The organism is Streptomyces endocoffeicus (genome assembly GCF_016741935.1).
Lineage (GTDB): Bacteria > Actinomycetota > Actinomycetes > Streptomycetales > Streptomycetaceae > Streptomyces > Streptomyces endocoffeicus.
In genome coordinates this window covers 504,562-523,996 of record NZ_JAERRG010000002.1, presented here as the reverse complement: position 1 = coordinate 523,996, position 19,435 = coordinate 504,562, and the positions used below count along the sequence as shown (strand labels likewise).

At 71.4% G+C, this 19,435-nt stretch carries 19 protein-coding genes and 2 tRNA genes; 3 read left to right on the top strand and 18 right to left on the bottom strand.

Annotated elements, in window-relative coordinates:
• Positions 1-210: 210 nt before the first annotated feature.
• The 3 genes from JK364_RS09665 to JK364_RS09655 all read right to left on the bottom strand — a co-directional run bounded on the left by JK364_RS09665 (position 211) and on the right by JK364_RS09655 (position 2,495).
• A tRNA-Ala gene (locus JK364_RS09665) sits at positions 211-283 on the bottom strand.
• 101 nt (positions 284-384) lie between these two features.
• On the bottom strand, positions 385-618 hold the full coding sequence (locus JK364_RS09660; protein ID WP_030835565.1) for a hypothetical protein: 234 nt from the start codon (positions 616-618) through the stop codon (positions 385-387).
• 242 nt (positions 619-860) lie between these two features.
• Positions 861-2,495 carry an MFS transporter gene (locus JK364_RS09655; RefSeq protein ID WP_201849609.1) on the bottom strand — a complete coding sequence of 545 codons (1,635 nt, stop codon included), beginning with the start codon at positions 2,493-2,495 and terminating at the stop codon, positions 861-863.
• 162 nt (positions 2,496-2,657) lie between these two features.
• Between JK364_RS09655 and JK364_RS09650 the strand changes: the two genes are divergently transcribed.
• Positions 2,658-3,611 (top strand): helix-turn-helix transcriptional regulator, encoded by a 954-nt coding sequence (locus tag JK364_RS09650; protein ID WP_201849607.1) that lies wholly within the window; start codon positions 2,658-2,660, stop codon positions 3,609-3,611.
• A 22-nt stretch (positions 3,612-3,633) separates the two neighbouring features.
• Here the strand turns inward: JK364_RS09650 and JK364_RS09645 are convergent.
• The 7 genes from JK364_RS09645 to JK364_RS09615 form a co-directional block, all read right to left on the bottom strand.
• Positions 3,634-3,706, bottom strand: a tRNA-Ala gene (locus JK364_RS09645).
• Positions 3,707-3,778: 72 nt separating this feature from the next.
• The gene (locus JK364_RS09640) at positions 3,779-4,432 is read right to left on the bottom strand and encodes a histidine phosphatase family protein (RefSeq protein ID WP_201849843.1); all 654 of its coding nucleotides are present in this window, start codon (positions 4,430-4,432) and stop codon (positions 3,779-3,781) included.
• A complete protein-coding gene (gene rsfS, locus JK364_RS09635) occupies positions 4,429-4,869 on the bottom strand; it encodes a ribosome silencing factor (RefSeq protein ID WP_164429537.1) in 441 nt (146 codons plus the stop codon). The genes JK364_RS09640 and rsfS overlap by 4 nt, the downstream gene beginning before the upstream one ends.
• A gap of 111 nt (positions 4,870-4,980) precedes the next feature.
• Complete coding sequence (locus JK364_RS09630) at positions 4,981-6,798, bottom strand: LCP family protein (RefSeq protein ID WP_201849605.1); 1,818 nt, start codon at positions 6,796-6,798, stop codon at positions 4,981-4,983.
• A 10-nt stretch (positions 6,799-6,808) separates the two neighbouring features.
• Entirely contained in the window at positions 6,809-7,420 is a 612-nt protein-coding gene (gene nadD, locus JK364_RS09625; RefSeq protein WP_037945980.1) for a nicotinate-nucleotide adenylyltransferase, read from the bottom strand.
• A 59-nt stretch (positions 7,421-7,479) separates the two neighbouring features.
• On the bottom strand, positions 7,480-7,647 hold the full coding sequence (locus tag JK364_RS09620) for a hypothetical protein (RefSeq protein WP_037945979.1): 168 nt from the start codon (positions 7,645-7,647) through the stop codon (positions 7,480-7,482).
• 147 nt (positions 7,648-7,794) lie between these two features.
• Positions 7,795-7,947, bottom strand: coding sequence for a hypothetical protein (locus tag JK364_RS09615; protein WP_044575378.1), 153 nt, complete (start codon positions 7,945-7,947; stop codon positions 7,795-7,797).
• A 103-nt stretch (positions 7,948-8,050) separates the two neighbouring features.
• Here JK364_RS09615 and JK364_RS09610 point away from each other — a divergent pair, with 103 nt between their 5' ends.
• Positions 8,051-9,304: a M48 family metallopeptidase gene (locus JK364_RS09610; protein ID WP_201849603.1), complete on the top strand. Its 1,254-nt coding sequence runs from the start codon at positions 8,051-8,053 to the stop codon at positions 9,302-9,304.
• An 18-nt stretch (positions 9,305-9,322) separates the two neighbouring features.
• Here the strand turns inward: JK364_RS09610 and JK364_RS09605 are convergent, their stop codons facing one another.
• The 5 genes from JK364_RS09605 to proB all read right to left on the bottom strand — a co-directional run bounded on the left by JK364_RS09605 (position 9,323) and on the right by proB (position 14,670).
• Entirely contained in the window at positions 9,323-10,405 is a 1,083-nt protein-coding gene (locus tag JK364_RS09605) for an SCO2583 family membrane protein (RefSeq protein ID WP_201849601.1), read from the bottom strand.
• 137 nt (positions 10,406-10,542) lie between these two features.
• Positions 10,543-11,169, bottom strand: coding sequence for an SCO2584 family spore wall biosynthesis protein (locus JK364_RS09600; protein ID WP_307841206.1), 627 nt, complete (start codon positions 11,167-11,169; stop codon positions 10,543-10,545).
• A 106-nt stretch (positions 11,170-11,275) separates the two neighbouring features.
• The gene (locus JK364_RS09595) at positions 11,276-12,574 is read right to left on the bottom strand and encodes a glutamate-5-semialdehyde dehydrogenase (RefSeq protein WP_201849598.1); all 1,299 of its coding nucleotides are present in this window, start codon (positions 12,572-12,574) and stop codon (positions 11,276-11,278) included.
• A gap of 91 nt (positions 12,575-12,665) precedes the next feature.
• Positions 12,666-13,127: a DUF8830 family protein gene (locus tag JK364_RS09590; RefSeq protein ID WP_063893219.1), complete on the bottom strand. Its 462-nt coding sequence runs from the start codon at positions 13,125-13,127 to the stop codon at positions 12,666-12,668.
• 328 nt (positions 13,128-13,455) lie between these two features.
• Entirely contained in the window at positions 13,456-14,670 is a 1,215-nt protein-coding gene (gene proB / locus JK364_RS09585; RefSeq protein ID WP_372461933.1) for a glutamate 5-kinase, read from the bottom strand.
• Between the two features lie 302 nt (positions 14,671-14,972).
• On the opposite strand from proB, the gene JK364_RS09580 reads away from it, so the two are divergent.
• Entirely contained in the window at positions 14,973-17,060 is a 2,088-nt protein-coding gene (locus tag JK364_RS09580; protein WP_201849596.1) for a CDP-glycerol glycerophosphotransferase family protein, read from the top strand.
• A gap of 180 nt (positions 17,061-17,240) precedes the next feature.
• Here the strand turns inward: JK364_RS09580 and obgE are convergent, their stop codons facing one another.
• The 3 genes from obgE to rplU form a co-directional block, all read right to left on the bottom strand.
• Positions 17,241-18,674 (bottom strand): GTPase ObgE, encoded by a 1,434-nt coding sequence (gene obgE / locus JK364_RS09575; protein ID WP_201849594.1) that lies wholly within the window; start codon positions 18,672-18,674, stop codon positions 17,241-17,243.
• A 142-nt stretch (positions 18,675-18,816) separates the two neighbouring features.
• Positions 18,817-19,074 (bottom strand): 50S ribosomal protein L27, encoded by a 258-nt coding sequence (gene rpmA / locus JK364_RS09570; RefSeq protein WP_020871349.1) that lies wholly within the window; start codon positions 19,072-19,074, stop codon positions 18,817-18,819.
• A 14-nt stretch (positions 19,075-19,088) separates the two neighbouring features.
• Positions 19,089-19,409, bottom strand: coding sequence for a 50S ribosomal protein L21 (gene rplU / locus JK364_RS09565; protein ID WP_201849592.1), 321 nt, complete (start codon positions 19,407-19,409; stop codon positions 19,089-19,091).
• Positions 19,410-19,435 lie beyond the last annotated feature (26 nt).

Genomic DNA, 19,435 nt, shown 5'->3' with positions numbered 1-19,435 from the left:
AAGACCCCTCGCACAGGAGGGGACGCCGCGCTGATACCGACCGGAGCTGTACTCGGTCGGTACTGATCAGCGCGGCCCGCTAAGCAGAAGGCGTACGGCACGCATGGGGCCAGGTTACCGCAGGGCGCGGACGGGCCGCACGGAGGCGGTGGCCCTCGTCACGCGACGCGAAAGGCGGGCCGCCCTTACGGACGACCCGCCTCCTCGATGTGGAGCTAAGGAGAATTGAACTCCTGACCTCCTGCATGCCATGCAGGCGCTCTACCAACTGAGCTATAGCCCCAGGTCTCGCTCCGCCCGGTTTCCCCGGCGGCGACGCCTACATTACACGGACGCCCCGGCCTTCCGCCAAATCGATTGGCCGGAGGCCGGAGCAGATCCCCGTTACGCCGTCGCGAACGAATAGAAACGCTTCAGCGTGCAGTGCTCGTCGAGGAGCCGGCCGTAGATCGGCTCCCCTTCGAGCTCACGGTAGGTCTCGATGGGATCGCCTCTGATGATCAGCGCCCGCGCGCACTCCGCACACCAGTACTGGTAGTCGGAGTTGAGCGGCTCCATATCGCGGACGATCGGTGTGCCGGTGCCGCACCAGTCGCACTTCCGGCTGTGGGCTCCCATCTCACTCAGCTCCAGCTATGGCCGCAGGCCGTACACACGTAGGAAACACCGCCGTTGTCACCGAGGACCTGTGCCACATGTCCGGAGCCGCAGGACGGGCACACGATGCCCGCTCGTGCCCTGCGGGACGGGTCCTCGATCGCATCGAGGATGCTGGTCCGCATCCCACCTGCCCTCCCCATCGGACGTGTCGGCCCCATCCCCCTCCGGCCGTCCGATTCTGCCATGGGACGACGCGCAGGTCAGCGGAGATGCCCCACTCGTCTCACCAGACTCATCAGTGCTCCGCACAGCGCGGCCCCGGCCAAGGCGACGCAGGTCACCCACAGGGCCTCCGCGGAGGCACCCGCACTGGGCACCGTATCGTCCGCCGCGCTCAGGAACACCGCCCCGAAGACCGCGACGCCGGTGAGCAGGCCGAGTTGAGCCGCTGTCACCAGCACCCCGCTGGCGTCCGCCGCGTCCTGCTGCCTTACGGTCGCCAACGTCCGTGTGAGCAGGGGGCTGTAGGCCAGCGAGAGCCCCGCGCCGGAAGCCGTAAGGGCGACGAGGAGCCATGGGCCGCCGTCCGTGCCGTCGCGCAGGGCCAGACCGGCTCCGGCGAACGAGGCGGCCGCCAGCAGGAATCCGCCCGGGACGGTGGCGGCGTGCCAGCGGGCGGGCAGCCGCCGCCAGTTGAGGCCCACGACGCCGAACGCGACCGCCGTGGGGACGAATGTCAGCCCCGCCCGCAACGGGCTGTAGCCGAGCCCGCCCTGCACATGCAGGGTCAGGGCGAACAGGAACCCCGCGTTGGCCGCCATCCCCAGTGCGATACGGATCACCGCGCGCGGCATCCCCGGCGCCCGCACCACCCTGGGGGAGATCAGCGGCGCACCGCCGCGCCGGGCCAGCCGGGTCTCGTACGCGGCGAAGAGCGCCACCAGGACCGCGCTCAGCCCGAGCACGATCCAGCACCACAGCGGCCAGCCCCGCTCCTGCCCGAGCACCAGCGGCACCGTGAACAGCAGCACGGCGGCCGCGAGCAGCACCAGACCGGGCAGGTCCAGGCCGCTCCGGCGGACGGCCGCGCGCTCCCCGCGAGGGCGCGGCGCATCGGCCGGGCGCGGGGCCTCGGCTGGGCGCGGGGCCTCCGCTGGGCGCGGCGGATCGGCCGGGTCGTGCAGCAGCCGCGGGCCGAGGGCCAGCAGCGCGAGCCCGATCGGCACGTTCACCAGGAAGACCGGGCGCCAGCCGGAGCCGAGCAGATCGGCCTCGACCAGCAGCCCGCCCAGGATCTGCCCGCCGGCGGCGCCGGAGGCCAGCACCGCGGAGTACGCGCCCAGCGCCCGTGCCCGCGAACCGCCCGTGAACGTCCGCTGGATCAGGCTCAGCACCTGCGGCAGCATCAGCGCGGCACCCGCGCCCTGGACGAACCGGAAGGCGATCAGCTGTCCGGTGGTGGCGGCGAGCCCGCAGGCCAGCGAGGCGCCGGTGAAGACCGCGAGCCCGGTCAGGAACATCCGCCGGTGGCCGACCAGGGCGCCCAGCCGCGCGCCGGTGATCAGCAGCACGGCGTAGGAGACGGTGTAGCCCGCGATGACGAGTTGCAGTCCGGCGCCGGAGGCGTGCAGATCGGCGCGCACGGTCGGGGCGGCGATATTGACGATGAAGACGTCGAGGACGGCCATGAGCTGGCCGGTGAGAACGATCGTGAGCAGCCAGCCGGGGCGCGGAGGGCGCCGGGAGGCAGGACGCCGGGAGGCAGCGCGCCGCGCGGCCCGGTGGTCGGCGGCCGAGCCGCCATTGGCCCGGTTGTCAGTGGCCTCGCCTTTACTGGATCCACCGAGGTCCCCCGTCGGAGTCGGAGGAAGGGTGGTCGGGGTGGTGTGTCTCATGGACCGAGCCTGTGGCCGGGCCGGTACCGGTAACGAGAGCCCGCCGATGCTGGTAGTGGCAGCACCTGGCAGCCGCCCGCCGCCCCCGGGAGCATGGGGCCGTACGGCTCGAAGGGGGACCGGCCGTGCGGCCCTACGGCACGGGGAACGGGGAGAGCGACGATGACCGCGAACACTCGGCGCAGACGGCCCGAGCTGGCCGCCTTCCTGCGCAGCCGCCGTGCCCGGGTGACCCCCGCCGACGTGGGCATGGCGCCCGGTCTGCGGCGCCGCACCCCGGGGCTGCGCCGCGAGGAGGTCGCCCAGCTCTCCGGCGTCGGCGTGACCTGGTACACCTGGCTGGAGCAGGGCCGCCCGATCAACGCCAGCGTGCAGGTGCTGGACGCGGTCGCGCGCACCCTGCGGCTGGACCAGACCGAGCGCGAGCACCTCTACCACCTGGCCGAGGTGCCGTATGTGCCCGGCCGGGAGCGCGATCCGCGCAGCGTGAGCCCGGAGGTGCAGGGCATCATCGACGCGCTCGACCCGCTCCCCGCGGTGGTCTACAACGCCCGCTACGACGTCCTGGCCGCCAATGCCGCGTACGGCGGCCTGTTCCCGGAGATGCTGCTCTCCGCCGCCGCCGAGCGGAACGCCCTGTGGCAGCTGTTCGTGGCCCGCCGCTGCTGTGCCCCCTATGTGAACCTCGACGAGGAGCTGCCGCTCCTGGTGGCCACGCTGCGCGGCGGGTACGGACGCCATGTGGGCGAGCCCGCCTGGGAGGACTTCATCGCCCGGCTGCTGGCGGCCAGCGACGACTTCGCCCGGCTGTGGCAGAGCGGAGACGTCGCGCCGCCGGGCTCCCGGATCAAGGTGGTGCGGCACGCCTCGGTCGGCGAGATCCGGCTGACCTCGACCTCGATGCGGGTCAGCGGGGTGCCGGAGACCCGGATCGTGGTCTACACGCCCTGCGACGAGGAGAGCCGTGACCATGTGCGGCGGGTGCGCCTCCTGCACGACCCGCTGATCGGCTGCACGATGCACGCCAAGCCACTCTCCGTACTGCGGGAGGAAAGAGCCGCGGCGGAGACCCGGGCCGGAAGTGGTGCGGAAAGCAGCGATCCCGCCTCCCTGTGAGGGAGACGGGATCCTGGTCCTGTGGAGCTAAGGAGAATTGAACTCCTGACCTCCTGCATGCCATGCAGGCGCTCTACCAACTGAGCTATAGCCCCGCTCTTCTCCGCGCCGGAGCGCTTCGAACGAGAAGGAGCATAGCCGGTGACCTGCCGGGAAAGGAAATCCGCTCAGTCGTCGTCGCCGAGCACCGGCTCGGGCAGCGATCCGGCGTTGTGCTCCAGGAGCCGCCAGCCCCGCGCACCCTCGCCCAGCACGGACCAGCAGCAGTTGGACAGGCCGCCCAGCGCCTCCCAGGTGCGGGGCTCCAGGCCGAGCAGCCGGCCGATGGTGGTGCGGATCGTGCCGCCGTGGCTGACCACCACGAGCGTGCCGTCGTCCGGCAGCTTGTCGGCGCTCTCGAGCACCACCGGCGCGGCCCGGTCGGCGACCTCGGTCTCCAGCTCACCGCCGCCGCGCCGGATCGGCTCCCCGCGCTTCCACGCCGCGTACTCCTCGCCGAAGCGCTCGATGATCTCCTCGTGGGTCAGCCCCTGCCACTTGCCCGCGTAGGTCTCCCGCAGACCCGCGTCATGCGCGATCGACAGCCCCGTGACGGCGGACAGCTCGGCGGCCGTGGCCGCCGCCCGCTTCAGATCGGAGGCGATGATCGCGTCCGGCTTCAGGGCGGCCAGCAGCCGGGCCGCGCGGTGCGCCTGCGCGACACCGGTGTCGGTGAGCTCGATGTCCAGGGAGCCCTGGAAACGGCGTTCTATGTTCCAGGCCGTCTGGCCGTGGCGCCACAGGACGATGCGGCGGCCACGGGCGCCTTGGATGCCGTTCAGCTCAGCTCACCGCCCGCGCCGCCGTCCGGGCCCTGCGCCTGCGCGTACTCCTGCGCCTTGCCGCGGGTGGCCTCGGCGTCGGCCGGGAGCTCCAGCTGCGGACAGTCCTTCCAGAGCCGCTCCAGGGCGTAGAACACCCGCTCCTCGCTGTGCTGGACGTGCACCACGATGTCCACGTAGTCCAGCAGCACCCAGCGGGCCTCACGGTCGCCCTCGCGACGCACCGGCTTGGCGTCCAGGTCCTTGTTCAGCCGCTCCTCGATCTCGTCGACGATCGACTTGACCTGGCGGTCGTTGGGCGCCGAGGCCAGCAGGAAGGCGTCGGTGATGGAGAGCACATCGCTGACGTCGTACGCGATGATGTCGTGCGCGAGCTTGTCGGCGGCCGCCTGGGCGGCGGCGTTGATGAGCTCGAGGGAGCGGTCCGTGGCGGTCACAGGCAAGGCTTTCGGTCGGTGGTACCTCGAAGGTCTGGCTTCCCCCAGGGTCTCACGCCCCACCGTCACGCCGGGCGGCGAGGAACGACCGCCCGGCGTGCCCGGGCCGCCTCAGCCCGTGGCGTCGTAGTCCGGGCCGAGGAGGACCGTGATGTCCGCGTTGGCCGCGCCCTTGCCCTTCCGCACCGCCGACTCCGGCAGCCCGAGCGTCTTGGCGACCTCCTTGGCCTGGCCCGCCTGGGCGTTGTCCGCGTAGGTCACCCGCGAGGCCGACTGCGCATCGCCGCCCTCGGTGGCCGTGACGACCGTAAAGCCGCCGTTGACCAGCGCCACCCGCGCGGCACTCGACGCGTCCTTGGGGCCTCCGGCGTTGGTCACGCTGACCCGGGCCGCGGTGTTCTTGTCGGAGTTCTTGACCGTGCCGCCCAGGATGTCCTTGACCACATGGTCGGTCGCCTGGCTGCTGAGCGTCCCGTCCGGCTGGACCGGCAGCATCGCGGTGTCGTACGCACCGCTCTTGGCCTGCCCGGCCAGCTTCGCCAGCGACGCGCCCAGCTGCTGCTCGGACAGCGACGGGTCGGGGATCTGGGCCAGCGACTCCACGGTGCTGGTGGCGCCCTTCTCATCGCTGGAGAGCTTCTTCAACGCCGCGTGCATGACCTGCCCGAACCGCGCGAGCTGCTTGGACTGTGCCTCGCCGGGAGCGCGGTAGGTGGCGTACGCCACGGCCGCCTGGCCGCTCACGATCTGGTCCTTGCCCCGCTTGACCAGGGGGTCCTCGCCCTTCTGGGGGCTGGGGACGGTCGCGTCGGTGTCGATGCCGATCCCGCCGACCAGCTCTACGAGGTTCTCCAGATAGGGCGTGTCCAGTCGCCAGGTGCCCTGGATCTTCGACCCCAGCAGGGTGCTCAGGGAGTCCCGGGTGGAGTCGGAGCCCTCGTCGGTCACGGACTTGCCGAGAGTCGTGGAGGCGCCGTCCTCGGTGGAGACGGCCAGCGAGTTCGGCAGCAGGACGGTGGTGCCCTTCTTGGTGGTCTCGTTGTCCACCAGCAGGGCCGTGGAGGTGCGGCCGCCCTTGGTCTCGCGCAGATGGACGACGATCACATCGCGCTTCTGCGGACCGCCCGCGGCCGCCTGGTCCTGGGCGTCGTCGGACAGCCCCGGGAGCTTGCCCGCGTACCAGAGGTAACCGACCCCGCCCGCCGCGGCGACAACCAGGACCACGACGAGCGCTATGAGGCGGTTGCGGCCCTTACGGCGGCGTTCGTCACGGCGCTCGGAGCGGGTCTCGGCGAATTTCAGCCAGTCGATGACGTCGTCGGATTCCTCGTCCTGCTCCTCGACGAAGGAGAACTGCTCGGTGTGGTACTCCTCCTGATCGGCATCCCCAGGACGCTTTCGCTCCGCGGACCGGGGCCCGGCGGAACGGGGCTCCCCGGCCGGAGGCGGCTCGGACCCGGGGCGCAGCTGCTCCGGGCTCAGCTCCTCGTAGGGGTTGGCCGCGGGGTTGGGCTCCTCGCGCCGCGAGGGGACGGCCGGGGCGGCGGCCGCCTGCGGGTAGTCGTAGCCGTAACCCTGCTGTGGCTGTTGTTGGTACTGCTGCTGGTGTTGCTGTTGTTGAAACTGCTGTTGTTGTTGCTGCTGAACGTACGGGTCGTAGTTCTGCGTCTGGGGCTGCTGCTGGGGCTGCTGGTGCTGGTGATGCTGCGGCTGGCCGTAGGGGTCGTAGCCGTACCCGTCGTGTTGCTGTTGTTGCTGCTGTTGCTCCCCGTACTGCGTCTGCTGCTGCGCGTACGGGTCGTAACTCTGCTGCTGGTCCGCCTGCGGCTGGTAAACCGGACGCCCATAGGCGTCATAGCCGTAGATCTGCGGCTCCTGGCCATACGGGTCCTGTGCGTACGGGTCGTACGGATCCTGCCGGTCGTTCACCGGTACCCCTTCAGCAGTCGTGCCGGTACAGCTCGCGCTTGTCGATGTAGCGCACCACGCCGTCCGGCACCAGGTACCAGACGGGGTCGCCATGAGCGACCCGCGCCCGGCAGTCCGATGACGAGATCGCCAGCGCGGGGACCTCCACCAGCGACACCCCGCCCTCCGGCAGCCCCGGGTCGGCCAATATGTGCCCGGGTCTGGTCACCCCGATGAAGTGGGCCAGCGAGAAGAGCTCTTCGGCGTCGCGCCAGGTGAGGATCTGGTTGAGTGCGTCGGCCCCGGTGATGAAGAACAGATCGGCGTCACCGTTGAGCGCGCGCAGTTCCCGGAGCGTGTCGGTGGTGTAAGTGGGCCCGCCGCGGTCGATGTCGATACGGCTGACCGAGAATTGCGGGTTCGAGGCGGTCGCGATGACCGTCATCAGATAGCGGTCCTCGGCCGGGGAGACCTTCTTGTGACTCTTCTGCCAGGGCTGCCCGGTGGGCACGAACACCACCTCGTCGAGGTGGAACTGCGAGGCCACCTCGCTCGCCGCGACCAGGTGGCCGTGGTGGATCGGGTCGAACGTCCCGCCCATCACACCCAGTCGCCGCTTGCCGGACCCTTTCTGCTCTTCCATGCGTGCAGACCCTACTGGGCCCGGCCCGGAGCCGGGGCCCATAGGTGCAATCGCCCAGGTCAGCGGTCCCGGTTGAAGCGCGTGGTGATCCACAGCAGCAGGAAGAGGATCACCAGGGCCGCACCGCCGGTCATGAAGGGGCTGATGCTCGGGTGAGTGTCGGTGTGCTCACCGCCCTCGGACGCGAGCGTGGTCAGGGCGGCATGTGCGGTGCTGAAAGCGGTCATCGCGGCAGTACCTATCCGGGTCTAGGCGTCACAACACGTCGGCCACATCGTATGCGAGGCGGTTTTCGGTCCCGATGTCCGTCCTGCTGGTGGCAGCCCCGCTCGTATCCGTCCTGCTCGTATCCGCTCAATCCCGCTCGTATCCGCTCAGTCCTGCTTGTAACCGCGCAGCAGGAACCAGGCGAGCAGGGCGGCGCCCACCACGCCGACCACGATGACGATGCGCAGCAGCGCTCCGGGGCCGTCGTTGCTGTGCGAGGTGGCGGCGAGGGCTTCGGTGAGGCCAGTCATTTCGGGCATGTCTCCACGCTAACCCCCAGGCGCTCAGGGCCTAGGCTGGGGGCCGCCGGACGAGGGCCCGGACCGGGCACCCCGTCGAGCGGGCAATCAACGAGGGGGCGACATGAGCGACAGCCACGAGACCGGTGGTGGAAACGGGACGGGAGGCGCCCGGGAGCATGTGCCCAGCCGGGAGCGGCGGCGGTTCCCCGGGATCTCCTCACGGGCGTACGAACATCCGGCGGACCGCTCCGCGCTGGTCGCGCTGCGCAAGCTGACCGGCTTCGACACCGTCTTCAAGGCCATGAGCGGTCTGCTGCCCGAGCGGAGCCTGCGGCTGCTCTACCTCTCCGACTCGGTGCGGGTCAGCGAGCGGCAGTTCACCCATCTCCACGACATGCTGCGGGACGCCTGCTACATCCTGGACCTGGAGCGGGTCCCGGCCATGTACGTCACCCAGAACCCGCAGCCGACCGCGATGTGCATCGGCATGGACGCGCCGATCATCGTGATCTCCACCGGTCTGGTCGAGCTGCTCGACGAGGAGGAGATGCGGGCGGTCATCGGCCATGAGGTGGGCCATGCGCTGTCGGGGCACTCGGTCTACCGGACGATACTGCTCTTCCTCACCAGTCTCGCCATGAAGGTCGCCTGGATTCCGCTCGGCAATGTGGCGGTGCTGGCGCTGGTCACGGCGTTGCGGGAGTGGTTCCGGAAGTCGGAGCTGTCGGCGGACCGGGCGGGGCTGCTGGTCGGGCAGGATCTGCGGGCCTCGATGCGCGGGCTGATGAAGCTCGCGGGCGGCCATCACCTCCATGAGATGAACGTGGACGCCTTCCTGGAGCAGGCGGAGGAGTACGAGTCGAGCGGCGATCTGCGGGACTCCGTCCTCAAGATCATGAACATGCTGCCGCGCAGCCATCCGTTCACCACCGTGCGCGCCGCCGAGCTCAAGAAGTGGGCCGCGACCCGCGACTACCAGCGGCTCATGGACGGCCACTACCCGCGCCGCGACGAGGACCGGGACACCTCGGTCGGCGACTCGTTCCGGGAGTCCGCGAGCCACTACGCGGAGTCGGTCCGCAACAGCAAGGACCCGCTGTTCGCCTTCGTCAGGGACGTGGCGGGCGGCGCCGGGGACCTGGGCAGCAAGCTGCGCGACCGGTTCACGGGCGGCGCGGGCAAGCACGGTGAGACCGCCGAGGAGGGCACACCGCCCCGGGAGGAGCCCCGGGAGCCCCGGGACGAGCCCCGGGGCGGGGCCCAGGACGAGACTCAGGACGGGGCCCAGGACGCGGCTGAGGACCAGCGCCCCGGAGACGGGCCGGCGGAGCGGCCGGGGAACGACGAGCCCGGGGACACCCCGCCGCAGCGCTGAGACGGCCCCTGGCGGCCCTCAGGACCGCCCGTTGACGGCGGGCTGGGTCCCGGGGGCCATGACGCCGCACAGCGAGACCGTGGTCCGGCCCGTGGTGTACGGGTCGGTGCCGGTCGGGGCGTCGCCCTTGGCGCTCTGGCCGGCGAGCATCGGCCGCAGATAGCCGGAGGCGTTCGCGGCGCAGGCCTGCGGGCCCGCCAGCGCGGTGCTCTGCACCAGCTCCAGATGGTGGTCGCGCAGATCGTCCCGGTCGAAGCGGAACCGCGTCTCACGGCGCACGGTGAACAGCGAGGCATGGTCCGGTCCACGCTCATGGGCCGGCTGGAGCGCGTAGACGAAGACGTGGTCGGCGGCGACCTCCAGGGTCGCGGCGCTGCGCTCGATGACCGTAAGGGTGCCGCGGACCCGCACCGGGGTGTCGGCCAGGGTCACCTCGGCCGGGTTGAAGCGGTTCAGCCAGCCGGTGGCGGCATGCCGTCCGTCGTCGACCGGGTGCTCGAAGCTCTGGTCGAACTGGGTCTGCTGGGCGGGATCCAGCAGCAGCCTTACGGCCTGCACCGGACCGCCGGTGAGCACACCCGGGTCGATGGCGGACTTGACCAGGTAGTCCTTGGCGGTGGTGAGCGCCGTCATCACCTGGCTCTCGGAGAAGCTCTGGGTGCGGCGGGCGCCGGGCACGGTGACTCCTTCGGCGCCGGTGCGGAACTCGGCGGCCGGGCTGGCGCGGAACAGCCGGTCCGGCGGTCCTCCGGGCACCTCACCGCGCGGCGCGAGCGGCACCACGCTGCTGTGCAGTGGCTCCACGGTCTGCGGCTGTGGCGTCTGGTACGGGTGGCGCACCCCCATGTAGACGGCCGCCGCGAAGGCGATGGCGATCAGCAGGACGAGCGCGACGGCCTGGCGCGACGCCCCGGCCCTGGCCCAGGCGTGCCGGCTGCGCACCGCCCGTGCGTGCTCGCCCATGCGCTCGTCGGCCGAGAACTCCTGGAGCCGGGCAGCACGGACGAACGACTCGTCGAACACGACGGAGCGGTACTCATCCTCACCACCTCCCGGGATGCCCTCGGGTGTCCCCTCGGGAGGGTCTCCACGCCCGGCCATACCTCAAGAGTAGGTCGCCAGGGGCGACGGTAAACGCGGTGGTACTCCACAACTTGGGAGGCGAGTGCGGAGGAAACGCCCCATACGCCGCGACGTGCTAGGGACACGCCGCGACGTGCCGGGGACATGTGCGGACGTCACCGCGACGGCGGTACGGCGGAGGCGGTCGAGCCCTTGGCCCCGGTCGGCTCCGGGGCCGACTCCGAGCCCGAGGGTTCCAGGCGCGGCTGCCCCGCGGGCGAGCCGTCGACACCGCTGGTGGCGGGCGGCGGGGCGGGGTCCTGGCGGTTGCCCGAGGCGCCCCGGTAGACCGCCGTGAAGGCCAGGGCGACCACCCCGATGCCCATCAGGATGGCCAGCAGCCAGGCCACCGGGCGGTGCCAGCGGGCATGGCCGCGGTAAGGGCGCCCCGCGCTGCCGTAACGCCCATAAGGGCCGTAGGCGTCGTCCCCGTCCCGTCCCGGGCCGAAGCGCCCGTCGGGGTCGTCCGCGCCGTAGAAGTCGGTCTCCGCGCCGTACCCGTCCTCGAAGAGCTCGTCCTCGGGCGGGACACCGGCCCTGCGGCGCCGGGACGCCTCGGCCTCGGCACGGGCCTCGGCGGCGGCCAGCATCCGCTCGATGGCGGTGGGCTCATGGATCGGGGCCGACCGTACGAAGTCCTCGTCGAAGACCACGGCGGCGAACTCGTCGTTCGTCTCGCCGTGGCTGCGGTCGTCGGGCTCGTCGCCGTCCGGGAACGGCTTGCCCCCCACGTCGTCCGGCACCCATTCAGAGTAGACCGGACGGGTCAATTTGGGCAGGGTGAAATGGTATTCGGGGGAAGATCCACCCCAGCGGCGCCGGAAATCGACTATCCCCCGAACGGGTGAGTCAGCGGGTGTGGCCGTCGCCGGTGACGATGTACTTCGTCGAGGTCAGCTCGGGCAGCGCCATGGGCCCCCGGGCGTGCAGCTTCTGGGTGGAGATGCCGATCTCGGCACCGAAGCCGAACTGCCCGCCGTCGGTGAACCGCGTGGAGACGTTCACGGCGACCGTGGTGGAGTCCACGAGCTGGGTGAAGCGGCGGGCGGCCTGCTGGGACGTCGTGACGATGGCCTCGGTGTGCCCGGAGGACCACAGGCGGATGTGGCTCACCGCGGCCTCCAGGGAGTCCACGACGCCCGCCGCGATGTCGTACGAGAGGTACTCGGTCTCCCAGTCGTCGATCACCGCCGGGACCACGGTGGCCTTGGAGCCCTCCGCGAACGCCATGACCCGCTCGTCCGCGTGGACCGTGACCCCGGCCTCGGCCAGCGCGTCCAGGGCGCGGGGCAGGAACCGGGCGGCGATGTCCTGGTGCACCAGCAGCGTCTCCGCGGCGTTGCACACGCTCGGCCGCTGGGCCTTGGAGTTCACCAGGATCTCGACCGCCATGTCGAGGTCGGCGTCGGCGTCCACGTACACATGGCAGTTGCCGGTGCCGGTCTCGATGACCGGAACCGTGGACTCCTCGACGACCGTACGGATGAGGGACGCGCCGCCGCGCGGGATCAGCACGTCCACCAGGCCGCGGGCGCGCATCAGCTCGCGCACCGACTCCCGGCTCTCGCCCGGCACCAGCTGCACCGCGTCCGCGGGCAGCCCCGCCCCGCCGACGGCATCGCGCAGGACCTTCACCAGCGCGGCGTTGGAGTGGGACGCCGACGAGGAGCCACGCAGCAGCACCGCGTTGCCCGACTTCAGGCAGAGCGCCGCGGCGTCCGCCGTCACATTCGGCCGGGCCTCGTAGATGATCCCGACGACGCCGAGCGGAACGCGCACCTGGCGCAGGTCGATGCCATTGGGCAGCGTGGAGCCGCGCACCACCTCGCCGACCGGGTCGGGCAGCGCGATCACGTCGCGGACGTCGGAGGCGATGGCCCGCACCCGCTCGGGGGTGAGCGTCAGCCGGTCCACGATGGCGTCGCTGGTGCCGGCCTCGCGGGCCCGCTCCACATCGGCCGCGTTGGCCTCCACGATCTCCTTGGTGCGCACCTCCAGGGCGTCGGCCATCGCGAGCAGCGCGTCGTCCTTGACGGCGCGCGGCAGTGGCGCGAGATCGGCGGCCGCGACCTGGGCCCGGTAGGCGGCCTGGAGGACCGGGGACTTCGGCCAGGGGTCGGTGAGCGGCGACGTGGGTGCGCTGGTCATGCCCGAAGCGTACTGAGCCGGGCGCGGAGATCCACGCACTATTCCGCAGTTCGAGATGGCGTTCTCATATCTCGGCGTCGCACATCCGCCCTCAGAACGGATGCACGCCCACCGGGGAGGCCGGTGGCGGCCCGTACCCCTCCGCGACCCGCTGGTGATACGTATCACGGTCGATGACCTCGAGCCCCACGATCTCCCAGGGCGGCAGCTTGGCCGAGGCCCGGTGCTCGCCCCACAGCCGCAGCGCGACCGCCGCGGCGTCGTGCAGATCACGGGCCTCTTCCCAGTAGCGGATCTCGGCGTGATCGTTGGCATAGCGACTGGTCAGCAGGAACGGATGGTCATGGGCCAGCTGCTCGAGCGCCCTGCGGACCTCCGGCAGCGGCGCCTCGCTCCCCGAGACGCTGAGGGTGATGTGCCACAGCCGGGACGCCTCGCCACGCCCGGCATCGTGCGCCACGGCGTCGCCGGACCCGGCGTCGCCCGCTCCGACACTGGTCAGGGTGCGCTCCGCCGCCCCTCTGGGCGACGCCCCCGGGCGCCCTCGTCTCACCGGCGGCCTCCTGTAACTCGCTGCTCCGCTCACGCGCGGGCGGAGCATCTCATGACGGTGCCATGGCCGCGGCCTTCCGCTCGGACTCCGCCGCGTCTCCCACAGCCGGCGCGCTGCCCCGCGCGACCCCGTTGAACAAAGTTGACCAGCCCACGCCCGCCCGCGGGGCGCTTTTGAGGTTTTTCGGAGGGGGGTTATTTTCTGGCGGCTCGGTTCTCCCCCGGCTCCCGCCGGGAGGTCCCGCCGCCAGGGCGCCCGTGCCGCCGGAGCGGCCCAGTCGGAGCGGCTCAGTGGAGCGCCCCAGTCGGAGCGGCCCAGTCGGAGCGGCTCAGTCCAGGACGACGAGGTCGTCGCGGTGGACCACCTCGCGTTCATAGGCCGGCCCGAGCTCACGGGCCAGGTCCCGGGTCGAGCGGCCGATCAGCTGCGGAATCTCCTTGGCGTCGAAGTTGACCAGCCCACGGGCCACCGGGCGGCCCTCGGTGTCCCTCAGCTCGACCGGGTCACCGGCGGTGAATTCGCCCTCCACGGCCGCGATCCCGGCGGGCAGCAGGGAGGTGCGGCGCTCCACGACGGCCCGTACCGCGCCGTCGTCCAGGGTGAGGGCGCCACGTGGCGCGGAGGCGTGGGCGAGCCAGAGCAGCCGGTTCGCCGAGCGGCGGCCGGTGCGGTGGAAGAACGTGCCCGTATGGCGGCCGAGCAGGGCGTCCCCGGCCCGGCTGGCGGAGGTGAGCACCACCGGGACCCCGGCCGCGGTGGCGATCCGGGCCGCCTCGACCTTGGTGACCATGCCACCGGTGCCCACCCCGGAGCGGCCCGCGCTGCCGATGGAGACGCCGTCCAGGTCCTCAGGGCCCCGGACCTCGTCGATCCGGGAGGTGCCGGGGGTCCTGGGATCCCCGTCGTACAGGCCGTCCACATCGGAGAGCAGCACCAGCAGATCCGCCCGGACGAGATGGGCGACCAGGGCCGCCAGCCGGTCGTTGTCGCCGAACCGGATCTCGTCCGTGGCCACCGTGTCGTTCTCGTTGACGATCGGCAGCGCGCCCATGGCCAGCAGCTGGTCCAGGGTGCGGGTGGCGTTGCGGTAGTGGGCGCGGCGGCTGGTGTCGTCCGTGGTGAGCAGCACCTGGCCGACCCGGCGCCCGTAGCGCGCGAACGAGGCCGTGTAGCGGGCCACCAGGAGCCCCTGTCCGACGCTCGCGGCCGCCTGCTGGCGGGCGAGGTCGCGGGGGCGCCGGTCCAGGCCCAGCGGGGCCAGTCCGGCGGCGATGGCGCCGGAGGAGACCAGGACTATCTCCTTGCCGTTCGTGCCCCCCTTGCCGCCCTTGCCGTTCGTGCCACCCTTACTGTCGCCGTCCCTGCCGCCGTCGCCCTTACCGTCGCCGTCGAGCACCTTGGCGAGCACGTCGACCAGCGCGTCCACCCGGTCCGCGTCCAGGCCCCCCGCCGCGGTGGTGAGGGAGGACGAGCCGACCTTGACCACGATCCTGCGGGCGGCGGCCACCTCGTCCCGTACCGCCGACCCGTCCTGCTCCGCCACGCCGCTCCCTTGCTCGTCCCCGCTCACCACACGCCCCGAAGAAACGCATGCCCTACACACTCATCATGACAAGGGGGCAATCTACGACAGACGAGCCGCGCCCGCCTCGGCATTTCAGCCTCCGGACACCGCCCGCGCACACCGCCTCACCCACCGCCATAAGTGCCCCGCGGCCACTCTCCGGGGCCCCTTTGACACCGATTGCGACCGGTTGGCACCGGCGCGGATTGTCACCGGGCGGGGCGTCGGCATACGGTCAGGGGTCCCCCCAGTCCGTTGCCCTCCTGCCAGGAGCCCACCCCGTGCCCTCTGCCGGAATCGCCCCACGCCGGGTCGTACAGCTGACGGCGCTGCTCGCGATGCTCGTGTTCTTCGCCACACAGCTCGTCGGCGCCGTGCTTCCGAACGTACCGCTTTTCATCGCCGCCTCGGCGTGCGGTCTCGCGCTCGATCTCTTCCTGCAGCACAAGCAGCCCGGTCTGCTGTCGCTGCTGGGGAAGATCCGCCTCGACGTCACGGTGCGCCAGCTGTTCCGCGACATGCTCATCATGGTCGGGCTGCTGCGCATCGAGGGCATCAACCCCCTGCACGAGCAGGCGCCCCTGACCGTGGGGCTGCTGCTCTTCTACCTGGTGCACTTCGCCTGCCAGGCGGCGGCCATCCTGGTCCGCCGGACCCGCCAGCTGCCGTTCGTCACCCGCAACATCGACGCGTCCGCGCTGCGCCTGAGCGACGCCCCGCCGCGGCTGTTCGCCCGTCAGCACGGGCGCCGTCTGCTGCGGCTGGCCGCACCGGCCACCGCCGGTCTGCTGATCACCGCCGCCACCAAGAACGCCGTCTGGGGCGGCGTCGGCCTGACGATCGCGCTGCTGATCGGCATCGGCGGCACGGCCCACCTGGCCGGCTGGCTGCTGCCGCGCAAGCGCGTGGCGAACGAGGCCACGGCCCTGCGCTGGCTGGACCAGTGGCTGGCCGACTACCAGCCGACCGTGGGCATGTACTTCTCCGGCGGCAACTCCTCGGCGTACCAGGCGAACATGTGGCTCTCCACGCTCGCCGCGCTCGACGGCAAGCCGATCATCGTGCTCCGTGAGCGGTTCATGGTGCAGAAGGTGGAGGCGACGGACGTGCCGATCGTCTGCCTCCCCAAGGTGGCGCATCTGATGCGGCTGGAGCACTCGACGCTCAAGGTACTGCTGCACCCGGCGAACTCCGGCAAGACCTCGCAGGTGCTGCGCATCCCCTCGATCAAGCACGCGTTCATCAACCACGGCGAGAGCGACAAGCTCTCCAGCTGCAACCCGTACGCCAAGGCGTACGACGAGGTGTGGGTCGCCGGCCCGGCGGCGCGCGAGCGCTACCAGCTCGCCGACATCGGCGTCGAGGACAAGGACGTCGTGGAGGTCGGCCGGCCGCAGCTGGCCCCCATCCGCCCCTACGCGGGCGTGCCCACCGGTGAGTTGACGACCGTGCTGTACGCGCCGACCTGGGAGGGCTGGGACGGGAACCCCGGCAACACCTCGGTGATCCTGGCCGGTGAGAACATCGTCCGCGAGCTGCTCGCCGACCCCAAGGTGCGCCTGCTGTACAAGCCGCACCCGATGACCGGTTCCGTGGACCCCCGCGCGGGCCGTGCCAACGACCGCATCAGGGTGATGATCGCCGAGGCGAACACCAAGCGCACCGGCGACCGCCCCGGCGCGGAGGCCGCCGCCGAGCTGGCCCGGTGCGCCGATGAGCTCAACCAGCTGACCAGCACCGCCTTCCGCCCCAGCGCGGACGAGACCGAGCGCATGAAGCTCCAGGGGGCCCCGGACGGCGGCCGCGCGGCGGCCGTCGCCGCGGCCACCGCCGCCTGGGAGAGCGCCTACTGGGCCTCGCTGCCGGTCTGGGAGCACCAGATCATCACCGGTCCGCGTCCGGCGATCTTCACCTGCTTCAACCAGGCCGACGTGCTGATCAGCGATGTCTCCAGCGTGGTCTCGGACTACCTGACGAGCGAGAAGCCGTACGCCGTGGCGAACACCAGCGGGATGACGGAGGAGGAGTTCCGGGCGGGCTTCCCGACGGTGCGCGCCGCCACGATCCTCACGCCGGAGGCCGTGGGCGTGACCGGACTGCTGGAAGCGGTCCGCGACCCCGAGAAGGACACCCTCGCGAGCGCCCGCGCCGAGCTGAAGGTGCATCTGCTCGGCCCGTCCGACCCGCCGTCGCTGGTGCGCTTCGACCAGGCCACGCAGGACCTGTGCCGCGAGGCCGACGAGCGCCGGGCCCGGATGGCCACCCGGCTCACCGACGAGATCCCCTCGCAGCGCGAGGCCCGGGACGCGGCGGAGGAGATGGAGCTGGAGTCCGGCTCGGCGGAGCCGGAGGAGACCGCGACGGTCTGACCTCCGACGGTCCGAGCCGACGGCGGGCACCGACAGCATGACGAAGGGCCCGGGAGATCCCTCCCGGGCCCTTCGTCATGCCACCCGCCGGACGGCGCCGAGAAGCCCGCTCAGAGCCCGCGCACGGGCCCCGGAGCAGACACGCACCGCCCCCAGACGCCCGCTACGGCCGTGCGGCGCTCAGAACGGCTTGAACGTGTCGAACTCCTCGTCCGCCTCGTCCCGCTCGGCATCCCGGTCGCGCCGCCGCTGCGCGGCCGGGCGCGGGGCGTCGAAGCGATGGTCCTCGCCACGGCGGCCCAGCATCTCCGCGCCGGTCGCGAGGCTCGGCTCCCAGTCGAAGACGACCGCGTCGTCCTCGGGGCCGATGACGACCTCGTCGCCCGAGTGGGCGCCCGCCTTCATCAGCTCCTCCTCGACACCGAGGCGCGCCAGGCGGTCGGCCAGGTAGCCCACGGCCTCGTCGTTGGCGAAGTCGGTCTGGCGGACCCAGCGTTCGGGCTTCTCGCCCAGTACGCGGTAGAAGCCCTCCTCGGCGACGACCCTGAAGCCCGCGTCGTCCACGGCCTTCGGCCGGATGACGATCCGGGTCGCCTCCTCCTTCGGCTTCGCCTCCCGCGCCTCCGCGACGATCTTCCCCAGGGCGAAGGACAGCTCCCTGAGGCCGAGATGGGCGACCGCCGAGGCCTCGAGGACCTGGTAGCCGCGGGCCTCCAGATCGGGCCGGATGATGTCGGCGAGGTCCTTGCCGTCGGGGATGTCGACCTTGTTGAGCACGACGACCCGCGGCCGGTCGTCCAGACCGCCGTACTGGGCCAGCTCCGCCTCGATGACATCGAGGTCGGTCAGCGGATCGCGCTCGGACTCCAGCGCCGCGGTGTCCAGCACGTGCACCAGCACCGAGCAGCGCTCGACATGGCGCAGGAACTCCAGGCCGAGGCCCTTGCCCTGGCTGGCGCCGGGGATCAGGCCGGGGACGTCGGCGATGGTGTAGACGGTCGAACCGGCCGTGACCACACCGAGGTTGGGCACCAGCGTGGTGAACGGATAGTCGGCGATCTTCGGCTTGGCCGCCGAGAGCACCGAGATCAGCGAGGACTTGCCGGCGCTCGGGTAGCCGACGAGGGCCACGTCCGCGACGGTCTTGAGCTCCAGGATGACGTCCCCGGAGTGCCCCGGCTCGCCCAGCAGCGCGAAGCCGGGGGCCTTGCGGCGGGCCGAGGCGAGCGCGGCGTTGCCGAGGCCGCCGCGGCCGCCCTGGGCGGCGATGTAGGTGGTGCCCTGCCCGATCAGATCGGCCAGGACGTTGCCCCGCTTGTCGAGGACGACGGTGCCGTCCGGGACCGGCAGGACCAGGTCGGTGCCGTCCTTGCCGGAGCGGTTGCCGCCCTCACCGGGCTTGCCGTTGGTGGCCTTGCGGTGAGGGCTGTGGTGGTAGTCGAGCAGGGTGGTGACGGACTGGTCCACGACCAGGATCACATCGCCGCCCCGGCCGCCGTTGCCGCCGTCCGGTCCCCCGAGCGGCTTGAACTTCTCGCGGTGCACGGAGGCGCAGCCGTGGCCTCCGTTACCCGCGGCGACATGCAGTTCGACGCGGTCCACGAAGGTGGTCATGACGGGTGCCTCCAGTTACATACGGGTTCGGGGATGTTCTGATGTGCCTCACGCTCGTAACGCGCCGAGGGCGGACCCGCTTCCCGTCACGGGAAGAGCGGTCCGCCCTCGGAAAAGGCTGTGCGATGTCGCCCCGGGCTGATTACTCAGCGACCGGAACGATGTTCACGACCTTGCGGCCACGGCTGGTGCCGAACTGCACCGCACCGGCGGCCAGCGCGAACAGCGTGTCATCGCCGCCGCGGCCGACACCCGTGCCCGGGTGGAAGTGCGTGCCGCGCTGGCGGACCAGGATCTCACCCGCGTTGACGACCTGGCCGCCGAAGCGCTTGACGCCGAGCCGCTGAGCGTTGGAGTCGCGACCGTTCCGAGTGGACGATGCGCCCTTCTTGTGTGCCATCTCTTCTCAGTCCCTTACTTCGCAGCCGAGTCGATGCCGGTGATCTTCAGCGCGGTGTGCAGCTGACGGTGGCCGATCCGCTTCCGGTAGCCGGTCTTGTTCTTGTACTTCAGGATGTCGATCTTGTCACCCTTGTGGTGGTCGACGACCTCGGCGCGAACCTTCACACCGGCCAGGACCCACGGGTCGCTGGTGACGGCATCGCCGTCGACAACGAGCAGAGTGGAAAGCTCGACGGTGTCGCCGACCTTGTTGCCGGCCAGACGGTCGACCTCGATGACATCGCCCACGGCCACCTTTTGCTGGCGGCCGCCGGTGCGCACGATTGCGTACACGCGGTTCTCACTCTCTCGCTAGAAAA

What these genes read in the sequence shown, in the direction of transcription:
- JK364_RS09610 (WP_201849603.1), top strand. Translation starts at nt 8,051, where the DNA reads ATGAGCGACAGCCACGAGACCGGTGGTGGAAACGGGACGGGAGGCGCC.
- JK364_RS09615 (WP_044575378.1), bottom strand. Translation starts at nt 7,947, where the DNA reads ATGCCCGAAATGACTGGCCTCACCGAAGCCCTCGCCGCCACCTCGCAC.
- rpmA (WP_020871349.1), bottom strand. Translation starts at nt 19,074, where the DNA reads ATGGCACACAAGAAGGGCGCATCGTCCACTCGGAACGGTCGCGACTCC.
- obgE (WP_201849594.1), bottom strand. Translation starts at nt 18,674, where the DNA reads ATGACCACCTTCGTGGACCGCGTCGAACTGCATGTCGCCGCGGGTAAC.
- JK364_RS09595 (WP_201849598.1), bottom strand. Translation starts at nt 12,574, where the DNA reads ATGACCAGCGCACCCACGTCGCCGCTCACCGACCCCTGGCCGAAGTCC.
- nadD (WP_037945980.1), bottom strand. Translation starts at nt 7,420, where the DNA reads ATGGAAGAGCAGAAAGGGTCCGGCAAGCGGCGACTGGGTGTGATGGGC.
- JK364_RS09660 (WP_030835565.1), bottom strand. Translation starts at nt 618, where the DNA reads ATGGGAGCCCACAGCCGGAAGTGCGACTGGTGCGGCACCGGCACACCG.
- JK364_RS09655 (WP_201849609.1), bottom strand. Translation starts at nt 2,495, where the DNA reads ATGAGACACACCACCCCGACCACCCTTCCTCCGACTCCGACGGGGGAC.
- JK364_RS09605 (WP_201849601.1), bottom strand. Translation starts at nt 10,405, where the DNA reads ATGGCCGGGCGTGGAGACCCTCCCGAGGGGACACCCGAGGGCATCCCG.
- JK364_RS09650 (WP_201849607.1), top strand. Translation starts at nt 2,658, where the DNA reads ATGACCGCGAACACTCGGCGCAGACGGCCCGAGCTGGCCGCCTTCCTG.
- JK364_RS09620 (WP_037945979.1), bottom strand. Translation starts at nt 7,647, where the DNA reads ATGACCGCTTTCAGCACCGCACATGCCGCCCTGACCACGCTCGCGTCC.